The sequence below is a fragment of the Kitasatospora purpeofusca genome (assembly GCF_000718025.1).
Taxonomy (GTDB): domain Bacteria; phylum Actinomycetota; class Actinomycetes; order Streptomycetales; family Streptomycetaceae; genus Kitasatospora; species Kitasatospora purpeofusca.
Map to the genome: position 1 here is coordinate 201,355 of NZ_JODS01000003.1, position 25,453 is coordinate 226,807.

Annotated in this window: 20 protein-coding genes, 2 tRNA genes and 1 pseudogene; 4 read left to right on the plus strand and 19 right to left on the minus strand. The window is 71.8% G+C overall.

All coding sequences use genetic code 11. From position 1 onward, the window contains the following. Positions 1 to 49: 49 nt before the first annotated feature. Positions 50 to 2,212, plus strand: coding sequence for a Stk1 family PASTA domain-containing Ser/Thr kinase (gene pknB, locus IF01_RS0106940; protein WP_063794943.1), 2,163 nt, complete (start codon positions 50 to 52; stop codon positions 2,210 to 2,212). A 266-nt stretch (positions 2,213 to 2,478) separates the two neighbouring features. Here pknB and IF01_RS0106945 read toward each other — a convergent pair whose 3' ends face one another. The 5 genes from IF01_RS0106945 to IF01_RS0106965 form a co-directional block, all read right to left on the minus strand. Continuing rightward, entirely contained in the window at positions 2,479 to 3,303 is an 825-nt protein-coding gene (locus IF01_RS0106945; protein WP_037779186.1) for a class E sortase, read from the minus strand. Positions 3,304 to 3,337: 34 nt separating this feature from the next. Then, positions 3,338 to 4,696 (minus strand): class E sortase, encoded by a 1,359-nt coding sequence (locus IF01_RS49765; RefSeq protein WP_030392403.1) that lies wholly within the window; start codon positions 4,694 to 4,696, stop codon positions 3,338 to 3,340. Positions 4,697 to 4,701: 5 nt separating this feature from the next. Next, positions 4,702 to 5,364, minus strand: coding sequence for an aminodeoxychorismate/anthranilate synthase component II (locus IF01_RS0106955; protein WP_030392404.1), 663 nt, complete (start codon positions 5,362 to 5,364; stop codon positions 4,702 to 4,704). A gap of 57 nt (positions 5,365 to 5,421) precedes the next feature. After that, positions 5,422 to 5,601, minus strand: a complete 180-nt coding sequence (locus IF01_RS0106960; protein ID WP_030392405.1) for a hypothetical protein — start codon at positions 5,599 to 5,601, stop codon at positions 5,422 to 5,424. Positions 5,602 to 5,675: 74 nt separating this feature from the next. Further along, positions 5,676 to 6,431: a DUF881 domain-containing protein gene (locus tag IF01_RS0106965; RefSeq protein ID WP_051740707.1), complete on the minus strand. Its 756-nt coding sequence runs from the start codon at positions 6,429 to 6,431 to the stop codon at positions 5,676 to 5,678. A 120-nt stretch (positions 6,432 to 6,551) separates the two neighbouring features. Between IF01_RS0106965 and crgA the strand changes: the two genes are divergently transcribed. Beyond that, entirely contained in the window at positions 6,552 to 6,800 is a 249-nt protein-coding gene (gene crgA / locus IF01_RS0106970) for a cell division protein CrgA (RefSeq protein ID WP_030392407.1), read from the plus strand. Positions 6,801 to 7,162: 362 nt separating this feature from the next. On the opposite strand, the gene IF01_RS0106975 is transcribed toward crgA, so the two are convergent. Then, on the minus strand, positions 7,163 to 8,071 hold the full coding sequence (locus IF01_RS0106975; RefSeq protein ID WP_094745481.1) for a rhomboid family intramembrane serine protease: 909 nt from the start codon (positions 8,069 to 8,071) through the stop codon (positions 7,163 to 7,165). Positions 8,072 to 8,357: 286 nt separating this feature from the next. On the opposite strand from IF01_RS0106975, the gene IF01_RS0106980 reads away from it, so the two are divergent. After that, the gene (locus tag IF01_RS0106980; protein WP_149030320.1) at positions 8,358 to 9,098 is read left to right on the plus strand and encodes a DUF5324 family protein; all 741 of its coding nucleotides are present in this window, start codon (positions 8,358 to 8,360) and stop codon (positions 9,096 to 9,098) included. Positions 9,099 to 9,191: 93 nt separating this feature from the next. Here IF01_RS0106980 and IF01_RS0106985 read toward each other — a convergent pair. From IF01_RS0106985 to dnaA, 13 genes and pseudogenes are all read right to left on the minus strand, one after another. Continuing rightward, a tRNA-Ala gene (locus tag IF01_RS0106985) sits at positions 9,192 to 9,264 on the minus strand. Between the two features lie 191 nt (positions 9,265 to 9,455). After that, positions 9,456 to 9,584, minus strand: coding sequence for a DLW-39 family protein (locus IF01_RS47395; RefSeq protein ID WP_014137031.1), 129 nt, complete (start codon positions 9,582 to 9,584; stop codon positions 9,456 to 9,458). Positions 9,585 to 9,840: 256 nt separating this feature from the next. Next, positions 9,841 to 10,233 carry a DUF6191 domain-containing protein gene (locus IF01_RS0106995; RefSeq protein WP_063764169.1) on the minus strand — a complete coding sequence of 131 codons (393 nt, stop codon included), beginning with the start codon at positions 10,231 to 10,233 and terminating at the stop codon, positions 9,841 to 9,843. A 140-nt stretch (positions 10,234 to 10,373) separates the two neighbouring features. Beyond that, a tRNA-Ile gene (locus tag IF01_RS0107000) sits at positions 10,374 to 10,450 on the minus strand. 16 nt (positions 10,451 to 10,466) lie between these two features. Continuing rightward, positions 10,467 to 11,861: an SAM-dependent methyltransferase gene (locus IF01_RS0107005; protein ID WP_030392411.1), complete on the minus strand. Its 1,395-nt coding sequence runs from the start codon at positions 11,859 to 11,861 to the stop codon at positions 10,467 to 10,469. 284 nt (positions 11,862 to 12,145) lie between these two features. Then, the gene (locus tag IF01_RS0107010; protein WP_051740578.1) at positions 12,146 to 12,802 is read right to left on the minus strand and encodes a DUF3566 domain-containing protein; all 657 of its coding nucleotides are present in this window, start codon (positions 12,800 to 12,802) and stop codon (positions 12,146 to 12,148) included. Positions 12,803 to 13,038: 236 nt separating this feature from the next. Then, positions 13,039 to 15,585 (minus strand): DNA gyrase subunit A, encoded by a 2,547-nt coding sequence (gyrA, locus tag IF01_RS0107015; protein WP_051740705.1) that lies wholly within the window; start codon positions 15,583 to 15,585, stop codon positions 13,039 to 13,041. Between the two features lie 122 nt (positions 15,586 to 15,707). Next, a complete protein-coding gene (gene gyrB / locus IF01_RS0107020) occupies positions 15,708 to 17,729 on the minus strand; it encodes a DNA topoisomerase (ATP-hydrolyzing) subunit B (RefSeq protein WP_030392414.1) in 2,022 nt (673 codons plus the stop codon). A gap of 261 nt (positions 17,730 to 17,990) precedes the next feature. Further along, positions 17,991 to 18,512, minus strand: coding sequence for a DciA family protein (locus IF01_RS0107025; protein ID WP_030392415.1), 522 nt, complete (start codon positions 18,510 to 18,512; stop codon positions 17,991 to 17,993). A gap of 173 nt (positions 18,513 to 18,685) precedes the next feature. Beyond that, entirely contained in the window at positions 18,686 to 19,819 is a 1,134-nt protein-coding gene (gene recF, locus IF01_RS0107030; RefSeq protein WP_030392416.1) for a DNA replication/repair protein RecF, read from the minus strand. A 61-nt stretch (positions 19,820 to 19,880) separates the two neighbouring features. Beyond that, positions 19,881 to 20,777, minus strand: a pseudogene (gene gnd / locus IF01_RS0107035) (phosphogluconate dehydrogenase (NAD(+)-dependent, decarboxylating)); the annotation flags it as partial. A gap of 195 nt (positions 20,778 to 20,972) precedes the next feature. Next, positions 20,973 to 22,103: a DNA polymerase III subunit beta gene (dnaN, locus tag IF01_RS0107040; RefSeq protein ID WP_030392418.1), complete on the minus strand. Its 1,131-nt coding sequence runs from the start codon at positions 22,101 to 22,103 to the stop codon at positions 20,973 to 20,975. A gap of 952 nt (positions 22,104 to 23,055) precedes the next feature. After that, positions 23,056 to 24,951: a chromosomal replication initiator protein DnaA gene (dnaA, locus tag IF01_RS0107045; protein WP_030392419.1), complete on the minus strand. Its 1,896-nt coding sequence runs from the start codon at positions 24,949 to 24,951 to the stop codon at positions 23,056 to 23,058. A 353-nt stretch (positions 24,952 to 25,304) separates the two neighbouring features. Between dnaA and rpmH the strand changes: the two genes are divergently transcribed. Further along, the gene (gene rpmH / locus IF01_RS0107050) at positions 25,305 to 25,442 is read left to right on the plus strand and encodes a 50S ribosomal protein L34 (protein WP_030392420.1); all 138 of its coding nucleotides are present in this window, start codon (positions 25,305 to 25,307) and stop codon (positions 25,440 to 25,442) included. Positions 25,443 to 25,453: the final 11 nt, after the last annotated feature.

The window sequence follows — 25,453 nt, forward strand, 5'->3', positions numbered from 1 at the left end:
ACACCTACGTCACTAACCTCACCGGCGGGTGAGGGAGAGGGTCGCAACTATGGAAGAGCCTCGTCGCCTCGGCGGCAGGTACGAGCTCGGCGGCGTCCTCGGGCGCGGCGGCATGGCCGAGGTGTACCTCGGCCATGACACCAGGCTCGGCCGCTCCGTCGCCGTGAAGACGCTCCGGGCCGACATGGCCCGCGATCCGTCCTTCCAAGCCCGATTCCGCCGCGAGGCACAGTCCGCGGCGTCGCTGAACCACCCCGCGATCGTCGCCGTGTACGACACCGGCGAGGACTACATCGACGGCATCTCCATCCCGTACATCGTGATGGAGTACGTCGAGGGGTCCACGCTGCGGGAGCTGCTGCACTCCGGCCGCCGGCTGCTGCCGGAGCGCGCGCTGGAGATGACCATCGGCATCCTCCAGGCCCTGGAGTACTCCCACCGGGCCGGCATCGTGCACCGCGACATCAAGCCCGCCAACGTCATGCTCACCCGCCAGGGCAACGTCAAGGTGATGGACTTCGGCATCGCCCGGGCGATGGGCGACGCCGGTATGACGATGACGCAGACCTCCGCCGTCATCGGCACCGCCCAGTACCTCTCCCCGGAGCAGGCCAAGGGCGAGCAGGTGGACGCCCGCTCCGACCTCTACTCCACCGGCTGCCTGCTCTACGAGCTGCTCACGGTGCGCCCGCCGTTCGTCGGCGACTCCCCCGTCGCGGTCGCCTACCAGCACGTCCGGGAAGAGGCGCAGCCGCCGTCCGTCTTCGACCCCGAGGTGCGTCCCGAGGTCGACGCGATCGTGCTCAAGGCGCTCGCCAAGGACCGCGACTACCGCTACCAGAGCGCCGACGAGATGCGCGACGACATCGAGCGCTTCCTCGACGGCCTGCCGGTGGCCGCCGCCCAGCAGGCCGCCGCGTACGGCATGGGCGCGGCCGGGTACGGCTACGACCAGAACGGCTACCCGCAGCACGACCCGTACGGCCAGACCAACCTGCTGCCGCAGCAGGTCCCCGGCGGTCCGACCACCGTCCTGCCGCAGGCCGCGCCGGCCGGCTACGCCGCCCAGCCGCAGCAGGGCTACGACGACGGCTACGGCCAGACCTACGCCGGCGCCCCCGGGGCCGGTGGCAACGACGGCTACGACGACGGCTACGGCCGCGGCGGCCGGCGCGGCGGGGAGCAGCCGAAGAAGAGCAACACCTCCTGGATCGTGCTGGCGGTCGCCGCCGTGCTGGTCCTGGTCGGCACCTTCTTCGTCGCCCAGGCGATGTTCGGCAACAAGAAGGGCGAGGACAAGAAGGAGGCCGTGAAGATCGCGGCCCCAGGCCTCGTCGGCAAGACCCTGGCCGAGGCGAAGGCGCTCGTCGCCCAGGCCGGTCCCAAGCTCGTGGTCACCGAGGGCGACAGGATCGCCTGCCCGGACGCCAACGTGAAGAAGGACCAGGTCTGCACGCAGAACCCGACGGCGGGCAACCAGCTCGCCGAGGCCGGCACGATCACCGTGCAGTTGTCCTCGGGTCCGGCCAAGACCCCCGTGCCCAACGTGGTCGGCAAGTCCAAGGAGCAGGCGGTCAAGGCGCTCGCCGACGCCGGCTTCACCAATGTGACGACCGACTACAAGGACGACGACAACGCCCCGCTGGACCAGGTGCTCAACCAGGACCCGGCCAGTGGCGGCGCCGACCCGACCGCCCCGGTCAAGCTGACCGTGTCGCAGGGCAAGGCCAAGATCAACGTTCCCAGCGTGCTCGGCCAGCAGAAGGAGGCCGCCGAGGCCGCGCTGACCGGCGCCGGCTTCCAGGTGGACTCCTCGAAGACCCAGGTGACCAACGATCCCACCAAGGTCAACACGGTCGCCTCGCAGAACCCGTCCGGCGGCAAGCAGCCCGCCAACACCAAGATCACGCTGACCATCTTCAAGGCACCGGAGAAGGTCTCGGTCCCGCCGCTGGTGAACGTCCCGCTCAAGGACGCCAGCAAGACCCTCCTGGCCATGGGCCTGCAGTACACCGTCGTCCAGGGTCCGCAGGACCCGAACGCGATCGTGACCGCCTCCAACCCGGCGGCCGGCACCCAGGTGGACCCGAACACCTCGGTCGGGCTGATGACCAAGGCGGTGGATCCGCCCAAAGGGAGCGACCCACCGACCGTCCCCGGGATCCCCGGCCTCCCCACCCCCAGCAACACCAAAGGGGGACCCAACAACTAAGCCCTGGTTCCCCTGGTTCTGAGCCCCTCGGGGCCGAACCGACCGGCTGAGTTGTTTCCCGGCAGTGAGCCCGAGGGCCCGTCGACACCGCGTCGACGGGCCCTCGGGCGTTCACGGGGCCGGCGGAGGCCTGCGGGAGGCCCGTGGGAGGCCCGTGGAGAGGCCGGAGGGCTGCGGAGGCCCCGCAGAGGGCCGCGGAGGGCCGCGGAGGGCCGCGGAGACGCGTGGAGGCCCCCGGGGCGTCCCCGGGGGCCTCCACGACGGCCTCAGCGCTGCCGCAGCTCCGCGGGCGGAGTGCGCGCGGCGTCGATGTCGTCCACCCGCACCAGGCTGCCCCAGACCGCCATCCGGTAGCGCGAGGTGTAGACCGGGGTGCAGGTGGTCAGCGTGATGTACCGGCCGGGAGCGGTGTAGCCGGAGCCCTTCGGCACCGGGGCGACGATGCCGGTGTCGTACTTGGAGGTCTCCGGCAGGGTGCTGTCGACCCGGTAGACGTACCACTTGTCGCGGGTCTCGACCACGATCGCGTCGCCCTTGCCGACGGCGTCGAGCTCGTGGAACTTCGCCCCGTGCCCGTCCCGGTGCGCGGCGAGCGCGAAGTTGCCGGACTCGTCCCAGGGCATCGCCGAGCGGTACGGCTGCTCGTACACCCCGGCCACGCCCTCGGCCAGGGTCGCCGTGTCGGTGCCCATCCGGATCATCACCTGGTAGTCCCGGCCCATCGCCGGGACGTGCAGGAAGCCGATCCCGTCACCCGCCGCGTAGGACGGCCCGGTGCCGCCGGCGGCCGCGGACGGCCCTGCCGACGGGCCGCCGGACGGGGGAGCGGCCGGGGCTCCCGTCGCCCAGGACTCGCGCAGGTGGTCCGAGGCCGCCGAGGCGGAACGGTCCGCCAGCACGTCGGTCCACCACAGCGAGTAGGTGACGAACAGGCCGAGCACCAGCCCCAGGGTGATCAGCAGCTCGCCGACGACGCCCAGGACGGCCAGCGCCCAGCCGCCCCGTCCGCGGCGTCGCCGGGGTCCGACGCCGGGCTCCGGCTCGGACGACGGAGCGGCCTCCTCGGCCGCCGGCTCGGTCCCCTGGGTCACGTCTCTCCCTCTGTCGTCGCCCGCCCGCCCGTGGTCAGCCCCCCGCGAGGGCGGCCGGCTTGCCCTGGCTGCGCGGCCTTTCCTCGATCATCTTGCCAAAGACGATCAGGCGCGCCTTGGAGCTGAACTCCGGGGTGCACGTGGTCAGCGTGATGTACCGGCCCGGACCGCTGTACCCGGCGCCGTTCGGCACCGGCTTGATCACGCTCACATTGGACGGCGGCGTCTCCGGGATCCCGCCGGTGACCTCGTAGGTGTAGTACGCGGTCGCGGTCTCCACCACGATCTTGTCGCCCTTGCCGAGCTGGTTGATCCGGCGGAACGGCTCGCCGTGCGTGTTGCGGTGCGCGGCCAGCGCGAAGTTGCCCGCCTTGTCGGCCGGCATGCCAGTGCCGGAGTAGTGCCCCACCAGGCCCTTGTCGAGCACGGGGGCCTTGGCGGTGCCCTCGGCGATCGGGAACTTCTGGCCGAGCTTCGGCAGGTGGATGATCGCGAAGCCCTTGCCGGGCTCGAAGACCTCCGGTTTGGCCGGGTCGGGCGCCGGCTGTCCCGGCGCCGGGGCGCCCTGGGCCGGGCCCGCGTCGAACTGCTGCTCCAGCCGGTTGCGGGCACCGTCGGCGGCCGCGTCGGCCTGCACATTGGTCCACCAGAGCTGGTACGAGACGAAGAGCAGCATCACCAGGCCGAGGGTGATGCACAGCTCGCCGAGGAACCGGGCGAAGACCACCGCCGCCGGCTCCTTGGCCCGGGGCGCGGCCGTGGCGGGACCGCCCGCCCGGCGCCGGCCGCGGCCCTGCGCGGCACGGCGGCGATCGGCCCGGCCGCCCGGGGCGGGCGGCTGCCGTTCACCGGCCACGGCCGCCATGGTGACCGTCTCGGCGGCGGCGAGCACCGTCCCGGCCGGGTCCGGCGCCGACAGCGCCGCCTCGGCCGGCACCGGCGCGACGGGCGGCGCCGCCTGCTCGTAGACGCCCCAGCCGTCCTCGGCCCCGGGCTGCGCCGGCCAGGCCGTGTTCGCGCCGGAGCCGCCGTCGCCGCCCCGGCCGTGGTGGACCGGCTCGGCCTGGTACGGGTCGTAGGACTGGTACTGGCCCTGCTGCGGCTGCTGGGGCTGCTGGCCGTACGGGCCCGGCTGGGGCTGCTGCCCGTACTGGCCGTACTGGTCCTGCTGCGGGTAGGCGCCCTGCTGCGGGTACGGCCCGGCCGCGCCCTGCGGGTACTGCTGCGGGGACTGCTGGTACGGGCCCCCCTGGAGGTGCTGCTGCCCGTACGGGTCCTGCGGCTGCCCGTACGGGTCGTGCTGCTGCTCGAACTGCCCCCCGGCGCGGTACGCGTCACCGCCCTGCGGGTCCGCCCCCGGCTGGTATCGCCCCTCCGGACGCACCGCGGTCACGCCGCTCAGCCCCGGCCGATCACCGGGGCGAGCCCGGCCGACCGGTCGACGGCGAGCGGGTAGCCGCACTGGGCCAGCCAGTTGGCGAGCATCCGGTGACCGCCCTCGGTGAGCACCGACTCCGGGTGGAACTGCACACCCTCCACCGCGAGCTCCCGGTGGCGCAGCCCCATGATCACGCCGCTGCCGGTGCGCGCGGTGACCACCAGCTCGTCCGGCACGGTGGCCGGCTCGACCGCCAGCGAGTGGTACCGGGTCGCGGTGAGCGGCGAGGGCAGGCCCGCGAACACGCCGCCGTCCTCGTGCTCGACCGGCGAGGTCTTGCCGTGCAGCAGCTCCGGCGCCCGGCCGACCACCGCGCCGTAGGCCACCGCGATCGACTGCAGTCCCAGGCAGACGCCGAACACCGGCAGGCCGGCCCGCGCGCAGTGGTGCACCATCTCGATGCAGACGCCGGCCTCCTCCGGGGCGCCCGGGCCGGGGGAGAGCAGCACCCCGTCGAAGCCCCGGTCGCCGTCGCGGCGCACCGCGTGCTCGACGGTCACCTCGTCGTTGCGGACCACCTCGCAGGTGGCGCCGAGCTGGTAGAGGTACTGGACCAGGTTGAAGACGAAGCTGTCGTAGTTGTCGACGACCAGGATGCGGGGCTGGGTGGGCCGGGAGGTCATGGGCGCGCGTTCTCCGAGGGGTGCGGGGACCGGGACGGGACGGGGCGGGTCGTCGGGTCAGCCGACGGCGCCGTCGCCGTTCCCGTCCACTGTGACGTCACCGAAGGGGAGCAGCGGTTCCGCCCACGGGAAGACATAGGTGAAGAGGAGGTAGACCAGTCCCAGCACGAGCAGCACCGAGATGGCGGCCTTGACCAGGATGTTCCCCGGCAGATGACGCCAGATCCAGCCGTACATGGTGCTCCCTCGACGTATTGGACTGGGGTCAAGAGTAGACCCGGCCCCCGGACGCGGTCCGGTGCACCGGTGCGCTACTGGCCGGTGGCCGAGCGGAGGTCCGCCGTGCCCGAGTAGCCCGGCAGGGCGAGGTCGCCGCTCTCCTGCAGCTTCCAGCCCAGGCCGTAGGCCTGCACGTACTTCTGGTACGTGCGGATCGAGGGGTCGGTGTCGACGGCGGCGCGCAGCGCGTCGGTCCGTCCTACCGCCCTGACCACGTAGGGCGGGGAGTAGACCCGGCCCTGGAGCAGCAGGGTGTTGCCGACGCAGCGGACGGCGCTGGTGGAGATCAGCCGCTGGTCCATCACCTGGACGCCCTCGGCGCCGCCGCGCCAGAGCGCGTTGACCACGGCCTGGATGTCCTGCTGGTGGATGACCAGGTCGTTGACGTCCGGCTCGCGCACCCCGGGGACGCGCGAGGTCGCGTTCGGCGGGGCGTCGTTGAGGGTGACGGTGAGGCCGGGGCCCTGGAGCGGCTCCAGCGCGGCGGCCTGTTCCAGGGCGCTCAGCCGGGCGGCGTCGGCCGGGCTGCCGCCCTGCTGCTCGGTGAGCCGCTGGGAGCGGTCCTGGAGGTCGGCGAGCTGGGCCTGGGACTGCTGGTTCTGGGCGCTGCGCTGGCGTATCACGTCGGAGAGGCTGAGCAGCGAGTTGTCGGTGCGCAGATCGGTGCCGCGGGCGGTCTGCGCGCTGATGTAGAAGAGCAGTCCGGCGAGCGCGAAGACGGCGCAGGTCAGGGCACGTCCGACAATTCGGGTGCCGGAGGCGCGGGTAGGGCCGGGCCGAGGGGGAATCGACAAATTAGGCACCGTACCCTTATCTCCTTCGGACCCGCCGAGCCACTACGCTAACGGACGCCGCCACACCACCGTGAACCCCTGCGCGGTCACAGCGCATCGACAGGAGAGCTCCTCGTGCCGAAGTCCCGACTCCGCAAGAAGTCCGACTACACGCCGCCGACCACGGCGACGGTGAAGATCAGTTCGGGCCGCGGCTGGGTTGCCCCCTTGATGCTGGCGCTGTTCCTGATCGGTCTGGTCTGGATCGTCACCTATTACGTGACGAGCGGCAGCTGGCCGGTCGAGAGCTGGCGGAACTGGAACATCCTGGTGGGCTTCGGCTTCATCGCGGCGGGCTTCGGCGTCTCCACCCAGTGGAAATGACGTCCGGGCCCCGGCCCTGAGTTCCTCCACCGCCGCCCCGGCACCGTTCGTCCCCGGGGCGGCTTCGTGGTGCGCCCGAACGGCAGTGCGGAGCTCCGGGCTCCGCGGTTATCCGCTTATCTCGTTTATCCACATGGTTATCCACACTGGGGAAAAGTCCTGCGGGCCTGTGGATAACTTGCGCCGGGGGCGCTTTCCACACCGCCGCGCGCCCTCCCCCGAATGCCGGATACGCACAGCGGGACGCGCGTAGAACAATCGTCCGCACCCACCGGTCGGCACCGCCTGTGCACAACCCCGTACCCGCTGTGGACAACCGTGCGGCCGTCGTACCCGCGCGCGCACCGTCCGGCGGCGCCGGATCACCCGCCGTAGGCGGCCATCCCGGCCAGGAGCATCACCAGCACCAGGCCCGCCACCCCCGCCAGCGTCAGCCCCTGCACCGCCCCCCGGTGGGCCCGCGGGGCGTACATCAGGCCGGCCGCGGTCAGCATCCCGGCGACCAGCCCGCCGAGGTGGGCCCGCCAGTCGATGCCCTGCACCGAGAAGGTGACGATCAGGTTGAACACCAGCAGCGCGACGATCGGCCCGAGCGGCGCCCGGACCCGGCGGTACAGCACCACGGTCGCGCCCAGCAGGCCGAAGACCGCGCCCGAGGCGCCCAGCGACCGCATCGAGTCGCCGGCCACCAGGAACGCGAAGGCGCTGCCGGCCAGTCCGGAGAGCAGGTAGAGGGCGAGGAACCGGATCCGCCCCAGCGCGGCCTCCAGCTGCGGGCCTAGCACCCAGAGCACCAGCATGTTGGTGGCGATGTGCCAGGGCGCGGTGTGCAGGAAGACGGCGGTCAGCAGCCGGTACCACTGGCCCGGGCCCTCGGCGACGCCGTTGGTGAAGGGGTAGGACGCGTCGGGGGCGAAGCTGCGCAGTTCGAGGTCGTAGGCCAGCCACGGCGTGAGCACGTAGGCGGCCAGGACGAACACCACCAGGTTGACGCCGATCAGCGCCTTGGTGACCAGGGGGTCGGCGCCGGCCGGACGCCCGCCGAACCGGGTGGTCGCCCTCCTGACCTGCCGGCCGCCCTCCTCGACGCACTCGGGGCAGTGGAAGCCCACCGAGGCGTTCACCATGCACTGCGGGCAGATCGGCCGGCCGCAGCGCGAACAGCCGATGCCGGTCTCCTGCTCGGGGTGCCGGTAGCAACGGGCCGGCCCGTGCCCGCCCTCGGGCCCCGGAGTCCGGTCGATCGGCGGCCTGGGCTCGTCCGGGAGCATCGGCTATCCCCTTCTGCCACGACTTGCTGCGACGACACGTGCGGGCTCCCGACGGGGACCCGCCGGAACCGCCAGCCTACTGCTGCCGTACCCGCGCCCGACCGGCCCACTCACCCCCGCCCCGCCCGGTCTCCCGCCCGGTGTCCCGCCCCGGCACTCCGCGCGGCGGCCCGCACCGGTGCCCCGCGTACGGCCCACTCCGGCATGCCGTCGGACGAATACGGATGCATGATCAGCATTCAGGTGGATATGTGCATATAGGACGCCACCAGGAGGAGAGACTCTCGTGACCCGTTTGGACTCGGCCCGTGAGACGGCCGGCAACTTCGCGGACAACGCCCGGCAGCAGGCCTCCCAGGCCGCCCACACCGCGCGCGTCCAGTACGACCGGCACATCGCCCCCCAGGTCGGTCACGCCTTCGCCAGCCTGCCACCGGAGGCCCAGCAGAACGCCCTCAAGGCGCTGCACCGCGCCCAGGAGAAGGCACTGGCCGCCCGCCTGTCCGCGTCCCGCGCCGCCGACCAGGCCCGCTCCACCGTCGCCCCCAAGGTCGTGCAAGCCGTCGAGGAGGCCCGTGCCGCCGTCGTCCCGGTGGCGCAGGAGGCCCAGATGCGCGGCGCCGCCGCCCTGACCGCGATGCGCGGCAACGTCACCTCGGCCGAGATCGGCGACCTCGCGGCCCGCAACGCCCGCCGGTCCTGCCGGAGCGGCTGGGCCACCGGCCTGGCCGTGGCCGGCGTGGTCGCGATCGCCAGCGGCCTGGTCGCCTGGCAGTGGTGGCGGCACCGCAGCAACCCGGAATGGCTGGTCGAGCCGCCGTCCGCCGCCTCCGCCGGTCCGGTCGGCGCACACGCCTCGGGCACCGGCGGCAGCACCGTGAACGGCTCGGCGGAGACCCCGGCCGGAGTCTCCGCGACGGAGGACCGGCCCGGACCGGACCCGGCGCGGGAGCACCACGACCGGCCCGCCGCGGCCCCCGGCGAGGACGACCGCCCCAAGCCGCACGATCCGCGCAAACCGCACTGAGCACTGGGCGAACAGCAACGGAAAAGCCCGGCGGCCGCCGACCCGAGGTCGGGGCGGCGGCCGCCGGGCCGTCCACGCGCGGTGGACACACTGTGGAGCTTAGGAGACTCGAACTCCTGACATCTGCCTTGCAAAGGCAGCGCTCTACCAACTGAGCTAAAGCCCCGGGGCGGCACCCTGCGTACCACCGGGCACTAGCGTACCCGGTTCCGGCACGAATCCGGTGCCCGGTTCCGGCGCTACCGCCGTGCGGGGCCGGGAACGTCCGGCCGACCCGGTCACCCGACCGGGCCGACCGGCCCTGGAGGCACCGTCCGGCGCCTCCGAAGACTGTCGATCGTCAGATCGTCCGGGGCCTCAGCGACCGGCCGGGACCGGGTCGGTGGCCTCGGTCCACAGGTCCTGCTCGGCGCGGTCCGCCTGGACCTGACGGTAGACAAAGAAGCCGCCGAGGGCGACCAGGGCGACCAGGAGAAGCTTCTTCACCGCGGGACCTCGTCCTTCTTGCGTTGACGGACTCAGCAGCCGTGCGCCGATCGATCCGATCGGGCCGACGAGTCCATGGTTTGTTACGAGCACGAACGGGCTGTCGGCTGGCCGGACTGCCCTTGCGGCCGATGATACACACCGGTGTCCCAATCGTGACCAGCCACCGCTGCCTCCAACCGACCCGTCCGGTCGGAGGATTGACGCCACACCTCCTGTCGTACGTTCCGCCCGGCGCAGACCCTCCGCAGGGCCGTCACCGTTCCTGCCCGAGCGACCGCGGCACCGGGCCGGAAGCCCGCCCGGGAGCGGGCGCGGACGCCTCGGCGGCAGGCCCGGACGCCGTCGGCGCCACCACCACTGCCCTACCGCCCGCGAGGTCCACCCTGGTGCGCGGCGGCGCACCCTCGCCCTCCTCGTCGCGCAGCATCAGACTGCTCTGCCGCTCGTCGAGCTGGTGCTGCTTGCCGGCCGCGAACTGCGCGTGCAGCTGCTCGAAGCCGGTCGCGGATATCTGTCCCTCCCGGCCGGTCCCTCGCCAGGGCACCAGCCGCGACCGGCGCGCCCGCAGGGCCAGCTGGTCGACGAAGGACAGCGCCACCAGCACGCAGACCAGCCCCGGAATGGTCATCGCGAAGACCATCGCCATGTGCGCCACCGCCTCGTCCGTCGGAAGCCGCCGGGCAGTCCCGGCCCCGCCCGGTACAACCCCCGGGCGGGGCCCGTGGTTCCGGCTCCGGACCGGGAAAACGCCGAAGGGCCCGGAGCGATGCTCCGGGCCCTTCGCGGTGGTGGGGCTAACAGGACTTGAACCTGTGGCCTCTTCCTTATCAGGGAAGCGCTCTAACCGTCTGAGCTATAGCCCCTTGCCGCACTGAAAGATTAGCGGACCGATCGCCGATCCCCCAAATCCGATACGCCCGGCCCTCCGCCGGGGCCCTCCGGGACGGGCAGGTCGGAGGCGGTGCCCGGGGCGGCCAGCCATTCGGCGCGGGTGGCGGGCAGCCGGGACGCGCCGTCCGCGCCGGTGCGGACCGCCAGGATCTGGTTGACCCCGATCCGGTTCTCCTCGAAGGCCAGCGCGGAGGCCGCCATGTAGAGCCGCCAGACCCGGGCCCGGCCGCGGCCGACCAGCCGGACCGCCTCCGTCCAGTGCGCCTCCAGATTGGCCACCCACTCACGCAGGGTCAGCCCGTAGTGCTCGCGCAGCGACTCGACGTCGCGCACCTCGAAACCCGCCGCCTCCAGCCGGGACACGGTGGAACCGACCGGGGACAGCTCGCCGTCCGGGAAGACGTAGCGGTCGATGAACGGGCTGGGGCGGTACGGCTCGCCGGGGCGGTCCGGCCGGCGGGCGATCTGGTGGTTGAGCAGCCGGCCGCCGGGCGCCAGCAGCCGGTACAGGTGCTCCGCGTACACCTGGTACTGGGCCTCGCCGACGTGCTCGGCCATGCCGACGCTGGAGATCGCGTCGAACGGGCCGTCCGGGACCTCCCGGTAGTCCTGGAGCCGGATCTCCACCCGGTCCGCGAGACCCGCCTCCTCGACCCGCCGGCGGGCCAGCTCCACCTGCGCCGCGGAGATCGAGACCCCGACCGCCGTCACCCCGTAGTGCCGGGCCGCGTGCAGCACCAGCGAGCCCCAGCCGGAGCCGACGTCCAGCAGCCGCATCCCGGGCCGCAGTCCGAGCTTGCGGCAGATGAGGTCCAGCTTGGCCTCCTGGGCCGCCTCCAGACTCCTGGCGGCCGGCTCCCAGTACGCGCAGGAGTAGACCATCGAAGGGCCCAGCACCAGGGCGTAGAAGTCGTTGCCGACGTCGTAGTGGTGGTGGATCGCGGCCCGGTCCCGGCTGCGGCTGTGCGCCCGCCCGCGGCCGTCCGGCGCCTCCTCGGCCGGCGGGGCCGGCTGAGGGCCGATCGCACCGGCCCGCAGCAGGGCCCCGGCGGCGCGGCGGCCCCTGATCCCCAGCACGTCACCGGCGCCGAGCCGCAGCCGGCGCACCTCCGGGAGTTCGGCGACGTGCGCGACGGCGCGCAGCACCTCGTACAGATCGCTGCCCGGGGCGACGTCGAGGTCGCCCGCGACATAGGCGCGGGCCAGGCCCAGCTCGTTCGGCCGCCAGAGCAGCCGGCGCAGCGCCCGGCGGTTGCGCAGCACCAGGGTGGGCGCCCCCGGCGGGCCGGCGGTGCTGCCGTCCCAGGTCTGCAGCCGCAGCGGCACCGTGACCCCCAGCAGCCCGTCCAGGGCCTCGACCAGTCGCCTTGCGAGCTCCGCCACCGCGCGCCTCCGTCCTGCTGTGCCTGTCCGGCCGTACCGGTCCCGACCGGTGGGTCCGAATGGGACCGGGAGGCCTGCGGCGACCGGGAGACGCGGAACGGGCTGACCCAGCTAAGCCCACCACCCACCCGACCCGTCCGGGTGGCGCGCCGCGCGCCGCGGCTGTCACCCGAAATGCCGACGGGCCCCACCGGCTGCAACAGCCGGTGGGGCCCGCTGATTCCGCTCCTGGACGGAAACGCCCCGTGCGGGGCGGGAACTGAGCCCGGGTCACGCCCGGACGGTCAGTCCTCCTCGGCCAGGGTGAGCTCGATGCCGCCGGTGAAGCCGGCCGCCGCGTTGTAGATGAACGCCGAGAGCGTGGACAGCGCGGTCAGCAGCACCACGTCGACCACGGCGATCAGCGAGGTGAAGGTCATCACCTTGCCGAAGCCCACGTAGTCCATCAGGTTCAGGCCGCCGCCGTTGGTGTCCGAACCGGTGACGTCCTTCAGCGTCTTGGCGAGCGAGTCGAAGACGCCGAGCGAGTCCAGCGTCATCCACAGCACCGCGGCCGCCACGATGATGATGATCCCGACCGCCAGCGACAGCAGGAAGCTGACCTTCATGACCGACCACGGGTCGGCCTTGGTCACCCGCAGCCGGGCCTTCCTGGTCCGTCCCAGACCGCCCGAGGCCACCGGCGGGGCGGCCGGACGGCGGGTGCCGCCGGCCGGCGTGCCGCCGGGCGGGGTCGGGCCGCCGCCGACCCGGGTGCCCCGGGGCGGGGTCGGCTGCCCCTTCGCATAGGTGGTCGGCTGCGAGAACCCGCTGCCGCCACCCGCCGGTGCACCCGGCGGCGGGGCCGGCTGGCCGCCGTACCCCGCGCCCTGGCCCGCACCGCCGACCGGGGGCATCAGCGAGGTGGACGCGGCCGGGTGCTCGGCCGGCGGCTGAGGCACGCCGTACGCCCCGCCGCCCTGTGCTGCGCCCGGACGGCCGCCGGTGGCTCCTCCCGCAGCACCCGTGGCTCCACTCACTGGTCCTCCCGCACTTCCCACCAGGGCGGCCGCACCGCCCTGCTTCGTCACTCGTCATCCAGCGCCCGGCGGGATTGCCCGGTACTGGTCGTCGGCCGGTACCGGCACGTCGCGCACGAATGCACGGACGTGACGGTACCGGCCGACGCGGTACGAGGTCAGGCCTGGGCGGTCTGCTCGCCCGGCGCCGTTCCCGTACCCTCGGCCACCTCGGTGGACCCGGTGGCCTCGATGGCCACCTCGTCCTCGACCGACTCCTCGTCCTCGGCCTCCGCGTTGCGGGCCATGCCCACGACCGCATCGCGCTTACCGAGGTTGATCAGTTGGACGCCCATGGTGTCACGTCCGGTTTCACGAACCTCGGAAACCCTCGTACGGATCACCCCACCGGACAGGGTGATCGCCATGATCTCGTCGCTCTCGTCCACGACGAGGGCGCCGACCAGCGAGCCCCGGCCTTCGACGATCTTCGCCGCCTTGGTGCCGTAGCCGCCGCGTCCCTGGACACGGTACTCGTCCACACCGGTCCGCTTGGCGTAGCCGCCGTCGGTCGCGGTGAAGACGTAGGTGTCCGGGCGGACCACGTTCATCGAGAGCAGTTCGTCGTCCTCGCGGAAGGACATGCCCTTGACGCCCGAGGTGGCGCGCCCGGTCGGGCGCAGCGCGTCGTCGGTCGCGGTGAAGCGGATCGACTGCGCCTTCTTGGAGACCAGCAGCAGGTCGTCCGCGGCGGAGACCAGCTCGGCGCCGATCAGCTCGTCGTCCCGGCCCTCGTCGTCCTGGCGCAGGTTGATCGCGATCAGACCGCCGGAGCGCGGGGAGTCGTAGTCCTTGAGCGGGGACTTCTTCACCAGGCCGGCCCGGGTGGCGAGGACGAGGTAGGGCTTGTCCTCGTAGGTGCGGACGGCCATCACCTGGGCGATGTGCTCGTCCGGCTGGAAGGCCAGCAGGTTGGCCACGTGCTGGCCGCGGGCGTCGCGCCCGGCGTCCGGGAGCTCGTAGCCCTTGGCGCGGTAGACCCGGCCCTTGTTGGTGAAGAACAGGATCCAGTTGTGGGTCGTCGTCACGAAGAAGTGGTCGACGATGTCGTCCTGCTTGAGCTGGGCGCCGCGCACGCCCTTGCCGCCGCGCTTCTGCGAGCGGTAGAGGTCGGAGCGGGTGCGCTTGACGTAGCCGCCGCGGGTGATCGTGACGACGATGTCCTCCTCGGCGATGAGGTCCTCGATCGAGAGGTCGCCGTCGGAGGGGATCAGGGTCGAGCGCCGCTCGTCGCCGTACTTCTCGACGATCGCGGTGAGCTCCTCGGAGATGATCTCGCGCTGGCGGACCGGCGAGGCGAGGATCGCGTTGTACTCGTCGATCTTGCGCTGCAGCTCGTCGTGCTCGTCCATGATCCGCTGGCGCTCCAGGGCGGCCAGCCGGCGCAGCTGCATCTCCAGGATCGCGTTGGCCTGGAGCTCGTCGATCGAGAGCAGCTGCATCAGGCCGCTGCGGGCGGCGTCGGCGCTGGCCGAGGCCCGGATCAGCGCGATGACCTCGTCGATCAGGTCGAGGGCCTTGAGCAGGGCGCGCAGGATGTGGGCGCGCTCCTCCGCCTTGCGCAGGCGGAAGGTGGTGCGCCGGACGATGACCTCGACCTGGTGGTTGACCCAGTGCCGGATGAAGGCGTCGAGCGACAGCGTGCGCGGCACGCCGTCGACCAGGGCCAGCATGTTGGCGCCGAAGTTGGTCTGCAGCTCGGTGTGCTTGTAGAGGTTGTTCAGCACGACCTTGGCGACCGCGTCGCGCTTGAGCACGACCACCAGGCGGGTGCCGGTGCGGGACGAGGACTCGTCGCGGACGTCCGCGATGCCGGCGACCCGGCCGTCCTTGACCAGGTCGGCGATCTTCAGCGCGAGGTTGTCCGGGTTGACCTGGTACGGCAGCTCGGTGATGACCAGGCACTGGCGGCCCTGGATCTCCTCGACCTCGACCACGGCCCGCATGGTGACCGAGCCGCGGCCGGTGCGGAAGTAGTCGTTGATGCCGCGGTGGCCGACGATCAGCGCGCCGGTGGGGAAGTCCGGGCCCTTGATCCGCTCGATCAGGGCCTCCAGCAGCTCCTCGTTGGAGGCGTCCGGGTGCTCCAGCGCCCAGAGCGCGCCGGAGGCGACCTCGCGGAGGTTGTGCGGCGGGATGTTGGTGGCCATGCCGACCGCGATGCCGGTGGCACCGTTGACCAGCAGGTTGGGGATGCGGGCCGGCAGGACGGTCGGCTCCTGCGAGCGGCCGTCGTAGTTGGCGGCGAAGTCGACGGTCTCCTCGTCGATGTCGCGCATCATCTCCATGGCCAGCGGCGCCATCTTGCACTCGGTGTAGCGCATGGCGGCCGCCGGGTCGTTGCCCGGGGAGCCGAAGTTGCCGTTGCCGTCGACCAGCGGCATCCGCAGCGACCACGGCTGGGCCAGCCGCACCACGGTGTCGTAGATCGAGGTGTCACCGTGCGGGTGGTAGTTGCCCATCACGTCGCCGACGACGCGGGCGCACTTGTAGTAGCCCTTCTCGGGGCGGTAGCCCCCGTCGTACATCGCGTACAGCACCCGGCGGTGGACCGGCTTCAGGCCGTCGCGCACCTCGGGCAGCGCCCGGCTGACGATCACGCTCATCGCGTAGTCGAGGTACGAGCGCTGCATCTCGGTCTCGAGCTCGACCGGCTCGATGCGCATGGTCGCCGTGGTGGCGGCCTCGGGAGTCTCGGGCTGCTCGCCGTCGGGACGGTTGTCGTCGACCACTGGTGGTCAGTTTCCTTTCACGCGGACTGGTACGTGCGGGGCCTGCGGGGCAGGCGTCACACGTCCAGGAAGCGGACGTCCTTGGCGTTGCGCTGGATGAAGGAGCGGCGGGCCTCGACGTCCTCGCCCATCAGGACCGAGAACAGTTCGTCGGCGCGGGCGGCGTCCTCCAGGGTGACCTGGAGCAGCAGGCGGTGCTCGGCGTCCATGGTGGTGACCCGGAGCTCCTCGGCGTTCATCTCGCCGAGACCCTTGAAGCGCTGGATCGCGTCGTCCTTGGGCAGCCGGCGCCCGGCCTCGACGCCCGCCGCGATCACGGCGTCGCGCTCGCGGTCGGAGTAGGCGTACTCGAAGTCGTCCTTGCCCCACTTGATCTTGTACAGCGGCGGCATCGCGAGGTACACGTAGCCCGACTCGACCAGCGGCCGCATGAAGCGGAACAGCAGGGTCAGCAGCAGGGTGCGGATGTGCTGTCCGTCGACGTCGGCGTCGGCCATCAGCACGATCTTGTGGTACCGCAGCTTGGACTCGTCGTAGTCCTCCTGGATGCCGCAGCCGAAGGCCGAGATCAGCGCCTGGACCTCGGTGTTCTGCAGCACCTTGTCGATCCGGGCCTTCTCGACGTTCAGGATCTTGCCGCGGATCGGCAGGATGGCCTGGGTGCGCGGGTCGCGGCCCTGCTTGGCCGAGCCGCCGGCGGAGTCACCCTCGACGATGAAGATCTCGCACTCGGACGGGTCCTTGGACTGGCAGTCGCTGAGCTTGCCCGGCAGCGAGGCGGACTCCAGCAGGCCCTTGCGGCGGGTGAGGTCGCGGGCCTTGCGGGCGGCGACGCGCGCGGTGGCGGCCTGGATGGACTTGCGGATGATGTCCGCGGCCTCGTTGGGGTTGCGGTCCAGCCAGTCGTTCAGCTGCTCGTGCACCACCCGCTGGACGAAGGTCTTCGCCTCGGTGTTGCCGAGCTTGTCCTTGGTCTGGCCCTCGAACTGCGGCTCGCCGAGCTTGACCGAGATGATCGCGGTCAGGCCCTCGCGGATGTCCTCGCCGGAGAGGTTGTCGTCCTTCTCCCGGAGCAGCTTCTTGTCCCGCGCGTAGCGGTTGACCAGGCCGGTCAGCGCGGCGCGGAAGCCCTCCTCGTGGGTACCGCCGCCGTGGGTGTGGATCGTGTTGGCGAAGGAGTAGACCCCCTCGGTGTACGAGGAGTTCCACTGCATGGCGACCTCGACCGAGATCGCCTTGTCCTTGTCCTCCGCCTCGAAGTCGATCACCGAGGGGTGGATCACCTCGCCCTTGCGGGAGTTGAGGTGGGCGACGAAGTCGGCGATGCCGCCGTCGTACTTGTAGGTGACGGAGAGCGGCTTGCCCTCCTCGTCGACGTGCTCGGGGCGCTCGTCGGTCAGGGCGATGGTCAGGCCCTTGTTGAGGAACGCCATCTCCTGGAAGCGCCGGGAGAGCGTCTCGAAGGAGTAGACCGTGGTCTCGAAGATGTCCGGGTCGGCCCAGAAGGTGACGCTGGTGCCGGTGCGCTCGGTGGCCTCGTGCTGCGACAGCGGGGCGGTCGGCGCGCCGACCTTGTACTCCTGCGTCCAGCGGTGGCCGTCGGTGTGGATCTCCACGGCGAGGCGCGTGGACAGCGCGTTCACCACCGAGACGCCGACGCCGTGCAGACCGCCGGAGACCGCGTAGCCGCCGTTGCCGAACTTGCCACCCGCGTGCAGGACCGTCAGCACGACCTCGACGGCGGGCTTGCCCTGGCCCGGCATGATGCCGACCGGGATGCCTCGGCCGTTGTCGACCACACGGACTCCGCCGTCGGCCAGGAGCGACACGTTGATGGTGTCCGCGTGCCCGGCCATCGCCTCGTCGACGGAGTTGTCCACGATCTCCTGCACCAGGTGGTGCAGGCCGCGCTCGCCGGTGGAGCCGATGTACATGCCGGGGCGCTTGCGGACGGCGTCGAGGCCCTCCAGCACCTGGATGGCGCTGGCGTCGTACGACCTCTCGGCCTGGTCGGTCTGGTCTGGGATCTGGCTGGGGTTGCCGGAATCGGCCACGAAGCGCCCTCTCTGGCACAGCACGGGCCGCACATCCCCGCTCCCCTACGGGCGGGCGTGCGACCACGGCGTTTCGACTCGGTTGCCACTAGCAACAGTGTTTGCCCTTCAGTCTACCGGTACGACTGACATCGATGGGCGTTTGGCAGCCTCTGAGGGCAGAAATGCCGCCCTGAATCCCCTCGGGACATGTCCCGATACTCGCCCGGGGGGCTCAGAGCGCCTGGAAGGGCCGTCAGGGGTTCCGGAGGATTACGGTCCGCTCCTTCCCGGCACCCTCCGGGGTCACCCCCAGGTGTCACCCGGCCCCTTGCTGCCGGGAGCGCGCAGCCGGCCGTAGCCCCGCACCGGGGCGGCCGGGCCGAGCACCTTGATCGTGCGCACCGTGCCGTGGCCCAGCTCGTGGTTCAGGCGGGCCACCAACTGCCGTGCCAGCCAGCGCAGTTGGGTCGCCCAGGCGGTGGAGTCGCACTGCACGGTGAGCACCGCCGCCTCGTCGTCGTAGGCGGTCGGGGTGCAGTGCGCGGCGATGTCGGGCCCGACGATCTGCGGCCAGCGGCCCATCACCCCGCCGACCGCCGCCGAGGACTCCCAGCCCCGCTCGGTCAGCAGCCGGTTGAGCGCCGCCCCCAGCGGCACCGGGTCACGACCGTCCGAGCGGGCCCCGCTGCGCAGGCCGGTCCGCTTCGCCTCGCGCTTCTCGCGGACCTGCTCACCGCGCTGGCGGGCCTGCGCCCGGGCCGCCCGCAGCGCCGAACGCGCCAGATCGGCACCGGTCGGCCCGGGGTGCTCCGCCGACTCGCTCACGGCGATCTCCTTATCCCCACCCTGTGGACAACGGTGAGCCGTCCAGCGTACGGGAGCCGGACGGGCCCGGGCGGCGCGGGTGGGTGTCGTGGGGAGCCGTCCGGGACCGGCCGCGGCGGCCCTCGGCGGGCGGGGGAGACCCGCGTGGGGCCGGGGTCAGGCGGAGGGCGGGGTCAGGCGGTGACGCGCTGGACCGCGCCGTCGGCGACCGTGTACCGGGCCCCGGCCAGCGCCTTCGGCACGTCCTCGGCGACCGCCGCGGTGACCAGCACCTGCTCGCCGCCGGCCACCAGCTCGGCCAGCCGGTCGCGGCGGGCGGCGTCCAGCTCGGCGAAGACGTCGTCCAGGATCAGCACCGGCTCTCCCCCGTCCGAGCGCAGCAGCTCGTACGAGGCCAGCCGCAGCGCCAGCGCGAACGACCAGGACTCGCCGTGGCTGGCGTAGCCCTTGGCGGGCAGCGGGCCGAGCTTGAGCACCAGCTCGTCCCGGTGCGGGCCGACCAGGGTGATCCCCCGGTCGACCTCCTGCTTGTGGACCGTCCGCAGGGCCTGGAGCAGCTGCTCCTCGGCCTCCTCGCGGCTGGTCGGCAGCTCGCCCTCGAAGGAGCTGCGGTACTCCAGCGCGGTGTCGCCGCCGCCCGGCGCGAGCTGCCCGTAGGCGGCCGAGACCAGCGGCTGGAGGGACGCCACCAGCTGCAGGCGGAAGGCGGTGAGCTCGGCGCCGGCCCGGGCCAGATGGCCGTCCCAGACCTCCAGGGTGGAGAGGTCGGCGCCCTTGCCGCCACCGGCCCTGCGGGCCATCGCGGCGGTCTTCAGGAGGGCGTTGCGCTGCTTGAGCACCCGCTCGTAGTCCTGCCGGACCCCGGCCAGCCGGGGCGCGCGGGCGGTCAGCAGCTCGTCCAGGAAGCGCCGGCGCTCCCCCGGGTCGCCCTTGACCAGGGCGAGGTCCTCGGGGGCGAACAGCACGGTGCGCAGCAGGCCCAGCACATCGCGCGGGCGGACGTTGTCGGAGCGGTTGATCCGGGCCCGGTTGGCCTTGCCCGGAGTGATCTCCAGCTCGACCAGGGTGGAGCGCCCCCGGTCGACCACCGAGGTGCGGATCACGGCGCTCTCGGCGCCCAGCCGGATCAGCGGGGCGTCGGTGGCGACCCGGTGGCTGCCCAGGGTGGCGACGTAGCCGACCGCCTCGACCAGATTGGTCTTGCCCTGGCCGTTGGGGCCGACGAACGCCGTCACGCCCGGGTCGAGGGGAACCTCGGCCCGGGCGTAGGAGCGGAAGTCGGCGAGCGACAGGTGCGCGACGTGCATGGCGGTGGACTGCGCTCGCCTTCTGTGGAGAAGCCTCGGGACCTGTGGAGAAGCTTCGGGACTACTTCGACTCGACCGCGTGGCCGCCGAACTGGTTGCGCAGCGCGGCGATCATCTTCATCTGCGGCGAGTCGTCCTGACGGGAGGCGAAGCGCGCGAACAGCGAGGCGGTGATCGCCGGCAGCGGGACGGCGTGGTCGATCGCGGCCTCGACGGTCCAGCGGCCCTCGCCGGAGTCGGCGGCCCAGCCCTTGAGCTTGGCCAGGTGCTCGTCGTCGTCCAGGGCGCGGACGGCCAGGTCGAGCAGCCAGGAGCGGATCACGGTGCCCTCCTGCCAACTGCGGAAGACCTCGCGGACGTCGGTCACCTCGGGGGCGGCCTCCAGCAGCTCCCAGCCCTCGGCGAAGGCCTGCATCATCGCGTACTCGATGCCGTTGTGGACCATCTTGGCGAAGTGGCCGGCGCCGACCGCGCCCGCGTGCACCGAGCCGAAGTCGCCCTCGGGCTTGAGCGCGTCGAAGACCGGCTTGGCCAGGGCCACGTGCTCGGCGTCGCCGCCGTACATCAGCGCGTAGCCGTTCTCCAGGCCCCAGACGCCGCCGGACACACCGCAGTCGACGAAGCCGATGCCCTTGGCGGCCAGCGCCTCGGCGTGCTTGATGTCGTCGGTCCAGCGGGAGTTCCCGCCGTCGACGACCACGTCACCGGGGGACAGCAGCTCGGACAGCTCGTCCACGGTGGCCTGGGTGGCGGCGCCGGCCGGGACCATGACCCAGACGACGCGCGGGCCCTGCAGCTTGGAGACCAGCTCCTGGAGGCTCTCGACGTCGGAGATGTCGGGGTTGCGGTCGTAGCCGATGACGGTGTGGCCGGCGCGGCGGATCCGCTCGCGCATGTTGCCGCCCATCTTGCCGAGACCGATGAGGCCGAGCTCCATAGCCAAATCCTTACCTGTGGTGACGTCTCTGCGGGCGGCGCCGTTGCCGCGCCTCCTTGAGCCTACGTGCTGGAGCGCGGGCGCCTCCCCGCGATCGGGGCCGACCGGGGGAGGCTTCCACAGGTTTGTTCACAGGGCTGTGGGCGAACGGCCCGGCGGACCGGAAGCCGGCCGGTGCGCGGACCCGGCCGGAGCGTCCGGCCGGGTCTCCCGGGCTCAGCCGGAGAGGCGGACCGGCATGATCAGGTACTGGTAGGCCTCGTCGGCCTCGGCGTCCACCGCGGCCTTGCCGCTGAGCAGCGCGGGCTTGGTCGGGGTGGTGAAGCTCAGCTGGGCGAAGGGGGAGTCGATGGCCTTGAGGCCCTCCTCCAGGTAGCCCGGGTTGAAGGCGATCGAGATGGCGTCGCCCTCCAGGGAGGCGTCGATCCGCTCGGTGGCCTGGGCGTCGTCGCCGGAGCCGGCCTCCAGGGTGAGCACGCCCTCCTCGAAGTTCAGCCGGACCGGGGTGTTGCGCTCGGCCACCAGGGAGACGCGCTTGAGCGCCTCCAGGAAGGGCTGGGTCTGGATCGCCGCGATCGCGTTGAACTCGGTCGGGAAGAGGCTGCGGTACTTGGGGAACTCGCCCTCCAGCAGCCGGGTGGTGGTCCGCCGGCCGGCGCCCTCGAAGCCGATCAGGCCCTCGCCCGCGCCGCCCGAGGAGAGCGCGATGGAGACGCTGTCGCCGCTGCCCAGGGACTTGGCGATGTCCTGCAGGGTCTTGGCCGGGACCAGGGCGACCGCCGAGATGTCGGACTGCTCGGGCTTCCACATCAGCTCGCGGACCGCGAAGCGGTAGCGGTCGGTGGCGGCCAGGGTGATCCGGTCGCCCTCGATCTCGACCCGCACACCGGTGAGCACCGGCAGGGTGTCGTCGCGGCCGGCGGCCACGGCGGCCTGGCTGACCGCGGAGGCGAACACGTCGCCCGGGACGGTGCCGGTCGCGGTCGGCATCGCCGGCAGGGCCGGGTACTCGTCCACCGGGAGGGTCGGCAGGGTGAACCGGGAGCTCCCGCAGACCACGCTGACCCGCTGGCCGTCGGTGGAGATCTCCACCGGCCGGTTGGGCAGGTTGCGCGAGATGTCGTTGAGCAGCCGGCCGGAGACCAGCACGGTTCCGGGCTCCTCGATGTCGGCCTCCAGCCCGACCCGGGCCGAGACCTCGTAGTCGAAGCCGGACAGGGCCAGGCTGCCGTCCTGCGCCGTCAGCAGCAGGCCGGCCAGCACCGGCACCGGCGGCCGTGCCGGGAGGCTGCGAGCAGCCCAGGCCACCGCCTCCGCGAGGACGTCACGCTCCACCCGGAACTTCACCGGTAACCGCCTCCTGGATCGAGCGCTCCCGCTCGCACGTCTGGTTCTTCTGATCTTGGTCTTCGCCGCGGCTGTCCACCGAGCTCCGCCGCTCCGCTTCCAGTCGCCGAGGACAGTCTGACGTACTCCACCGACAGACGGGGCAGACGGGCGGAAGCAACTCGAACGGATGTCGGGGCCCGGTTGTCCACAGATTTCGAGCCCACCTGCTTTTGAGCAAGTCGATGGGTCTATAGGTGTAGTGGTAGTAGTAGGGCCTGTGGAAACCGTGGATAACCCTGTTTTAGCAGGTCAGGCCCGGTTTTTTGTCCACAGGACATGTGGATGGCGGCTGTGGACGAACACGGCCCGCTGTGGACGGCGGAGCGTTACCCACAGGGCACGCTGGGTATCCACAGGTTATCCCCAGCTCCGTCCCCAGATCCGGCCCCGGTTATCCACGGGCCCCGGTCAACTTTTCGTGACGCCTTTCACACCTGGGTATGAACGTCCGCAGAAGGTTGTCGAACTGTGGACACAGCTGTGGACAACCTGGGGACAACCCCCTCTTCCTGGGGACAACCGGTGGACAACCCGGACGGCCCAGTGACGGGCCGCCAATTGTCCACAGCCTGTGGATAACCGTTGTGCACAAGTCCACAGGCACCTGACCTGCGCGGAAGAGCGTAGCGGCGGCCGCCCTGTGGAGGAATTCTGGATAACTTCCGGCCATCGGCCCTGTGGACAGTGGAGAACCCGTCCGGCCTGTGGATTTCGGCCTCGCACACCCCGGGCGTTCGAATCCCTGGTCAGATGTTCGGTGCGGGCGGCGGACTGGCGGAGCGTCCGTCACCGGCATCCCTGCCCCGCCGGTCGGCGACGCACACCTGTGGATATGCCGAAAGGGCGTCAGGATCGCTCCTGACGCCCTTTTCCGGCCATCCGGCACCCGTCCCCGCGGACGGGCCGGAAGTCAGCTCTTGATGCGGTTGGTGAGCTCGGTGACCTGGTTGTAGATCGAGCGCCGCTCCGCCATCAGCGAGCGGATCTTGCGGTCCGCGTGCATCACCGTGGTGTGGTCGCGGCCGCCGAACTGCGCGCCGATCTTCGGCAGCGAGAGGTCGGTCAGCTCGCGGCAGAGGTACATGGCGATCTGGCGGGCCGTCACCAGCACCCGGCTGCGCGAGGATCCGCAGAGGTCGTCCACACCGAGGCCGAAGTAGGCCGCGGTCTGCTGCATGATCACCTGGGCGGTGATCTCCGGCCCGGCGTCCTCGTCACCGCCGGGGATGAGGTCCTTGAGGACGATCCCGGCCAGCTCCAGGTCGACCGGCGCCCGGTTGAGGTTGGCGAAGGCGGTGACCCGGATCAGGGCCCCCTCCAGCTCCCGGATGTTCCGGGTGATCCGGGACGCGATGAACTCCAGCACGTCGGCCGGGGCGTTGAGTTGCTCCTGGATCGCCTTCTTGCGCAGGATCGCGATCCGGGTCTCCAGCTCCGGCGGGGTGACGTCGGTGATCAGCCCCCACTCGAAGCGGTTGCGCAGCCGGTCCTCCAGCGTGGTCAGCAGCTTCGGCGGCCGGTCGGAGGAGAGCACGATCTGCTTGTTGGCGTTGTGCAGGGTGTTGAAGGTGTGGAAGAACTCCTCCTGCGTGGACTCCTTGCTCGCCAGGAACTGCACGTCGTCCACGAGCAGGATGTCCATGTCCCGGTAGCGCTTGCGGAAGGTGTCCGCCTTGCCGTCCCGGATCGAGTTGATGAACTCGTTGGTGAACTCCTCCGAGGACACGTACCGCACCCGGGTGCCCGGGAAGAGGCTGCGCGAGTAGTGCCCGATGGCGTGCAGCAGGTGGGTCTTGCCCAGCCCGGACTCGCCGTAGATGAAGAGCGGGTTGTACGCCTTGGCCGGGGCCTCGGCGACCGCCACCGCCGCCGCGTGCGCGAAGCGGTTGCTGGCGCCGATGACGAAGGTGTCGAAGAGGTACTTGGGGTTCAGCCGGGCGGCCGGCTCGTCCTTGCGGGACCCGCCGGCGGGCGGTGCGCCGGGCGGCGGGGGGACCCCCGGTACCGCCGGCCGGTCGGTGGCGCGCTCGGCCGGAGCCCTGTCCGGGCGCTGGGCGGGGCGCCCGCCGGGACCGCGGCGGCCGGAGGCGGTCCGCGGGTGCTCGCCGGGGCCGGGGCCGTAGGCGCCGCCGAAGAGGTCGCCCTGGGTGGTCGAGGACGGGGGCAGGGCCCTCGGCGCGGGCCGGTCCACCGGCTCGTCGGGCTCGCGGTAGCCGGGCTGCTGCTCCTGGTAGCCGGGCCAGACCTGGCCGGCCGCCGGGCTGCCGTAGGGCGCGGGGCGCTGCTCGTAGCCGCCGGTGTCGTAGCGGGGCCGGTCGTAGTCGGACTGGTAGGGGCGCGGGTAGCCGGGGCCGCCGTAGTGGCCCTCGTCCTGCCCTTGGCGCTCGTCCTGCCGCTGCCGGTCGTCCTGGCGGTGCCGGTCGTCGTGCCGACGGCGGTCGTCGTGCCGGTCGTCCGGCTCGTCGTGATCGTCGTGGCCGGAGGGGCTCGGGTACGGCTCCACGGGTGCCTGGGCGGCGGGAGCGGGCATGTTCGGCATCGCGTTGGCGTCGACCATCACGGCGATCCGCACCGGGCGGCCCAGCTCGCGGGAGAGCGCCTCGGTCAGCTGCGGCAGCAGCCGTCCCTCCAGCACCTGCTTGGCCCGCTCGTTCGGGGCCGCCAGCAGGGCGGTGTCGTGCATCATCCACATCGGCTGGGTGCGCTCCACCCACTGCTTGTCCATCTCCCCGATGTCCGGGTCGCCGACCAGCCGCTCTACGACTCTCGCCCAGACCGGGACGAGGTCGCTGTTGACATCAGCCACTGGTGCACGCTTTCCAATGAACAAACCAGACAAGTCCTGCAACGGTAGTCAGCGAACAGAGCGGGATCAAGTCGTTGTCCACAGGCTGTGGGCAAACCGCCTCCAGGCGGCTGGTTTGACCCTCGTGCCCCGTCCCGCGTACCGTAACCAGGTCGAGTTGTCGATGGCCGCTGCCGCATGTCCGCGGGTCCTCCCGCTCCATAAGGCGCGCAGCACGGGCGCCGTGGATTGCCCCGAACCCCAGCCGAACTGGGGTGATGGGCCGGATTTCCGTAATCGGGGAGATCACGCGGACGCACGGTGACGGCCAAGCGATCACCCGTCATCCTACGATTCACCTCAGGAGCCCCCGAGTGAGCAAGCGCACCTTCCAGCCGAACAACCGTCGTCGCGCGAAGACCCACGGCTTCCGGCTGCGTATGCGTACCCGCGCCGGCCGCGCCATCCTGGCTGCCCGCCGTGGCAAGGGCCGCACCAGCCTGTCCGCCTGATCCGCACCAGA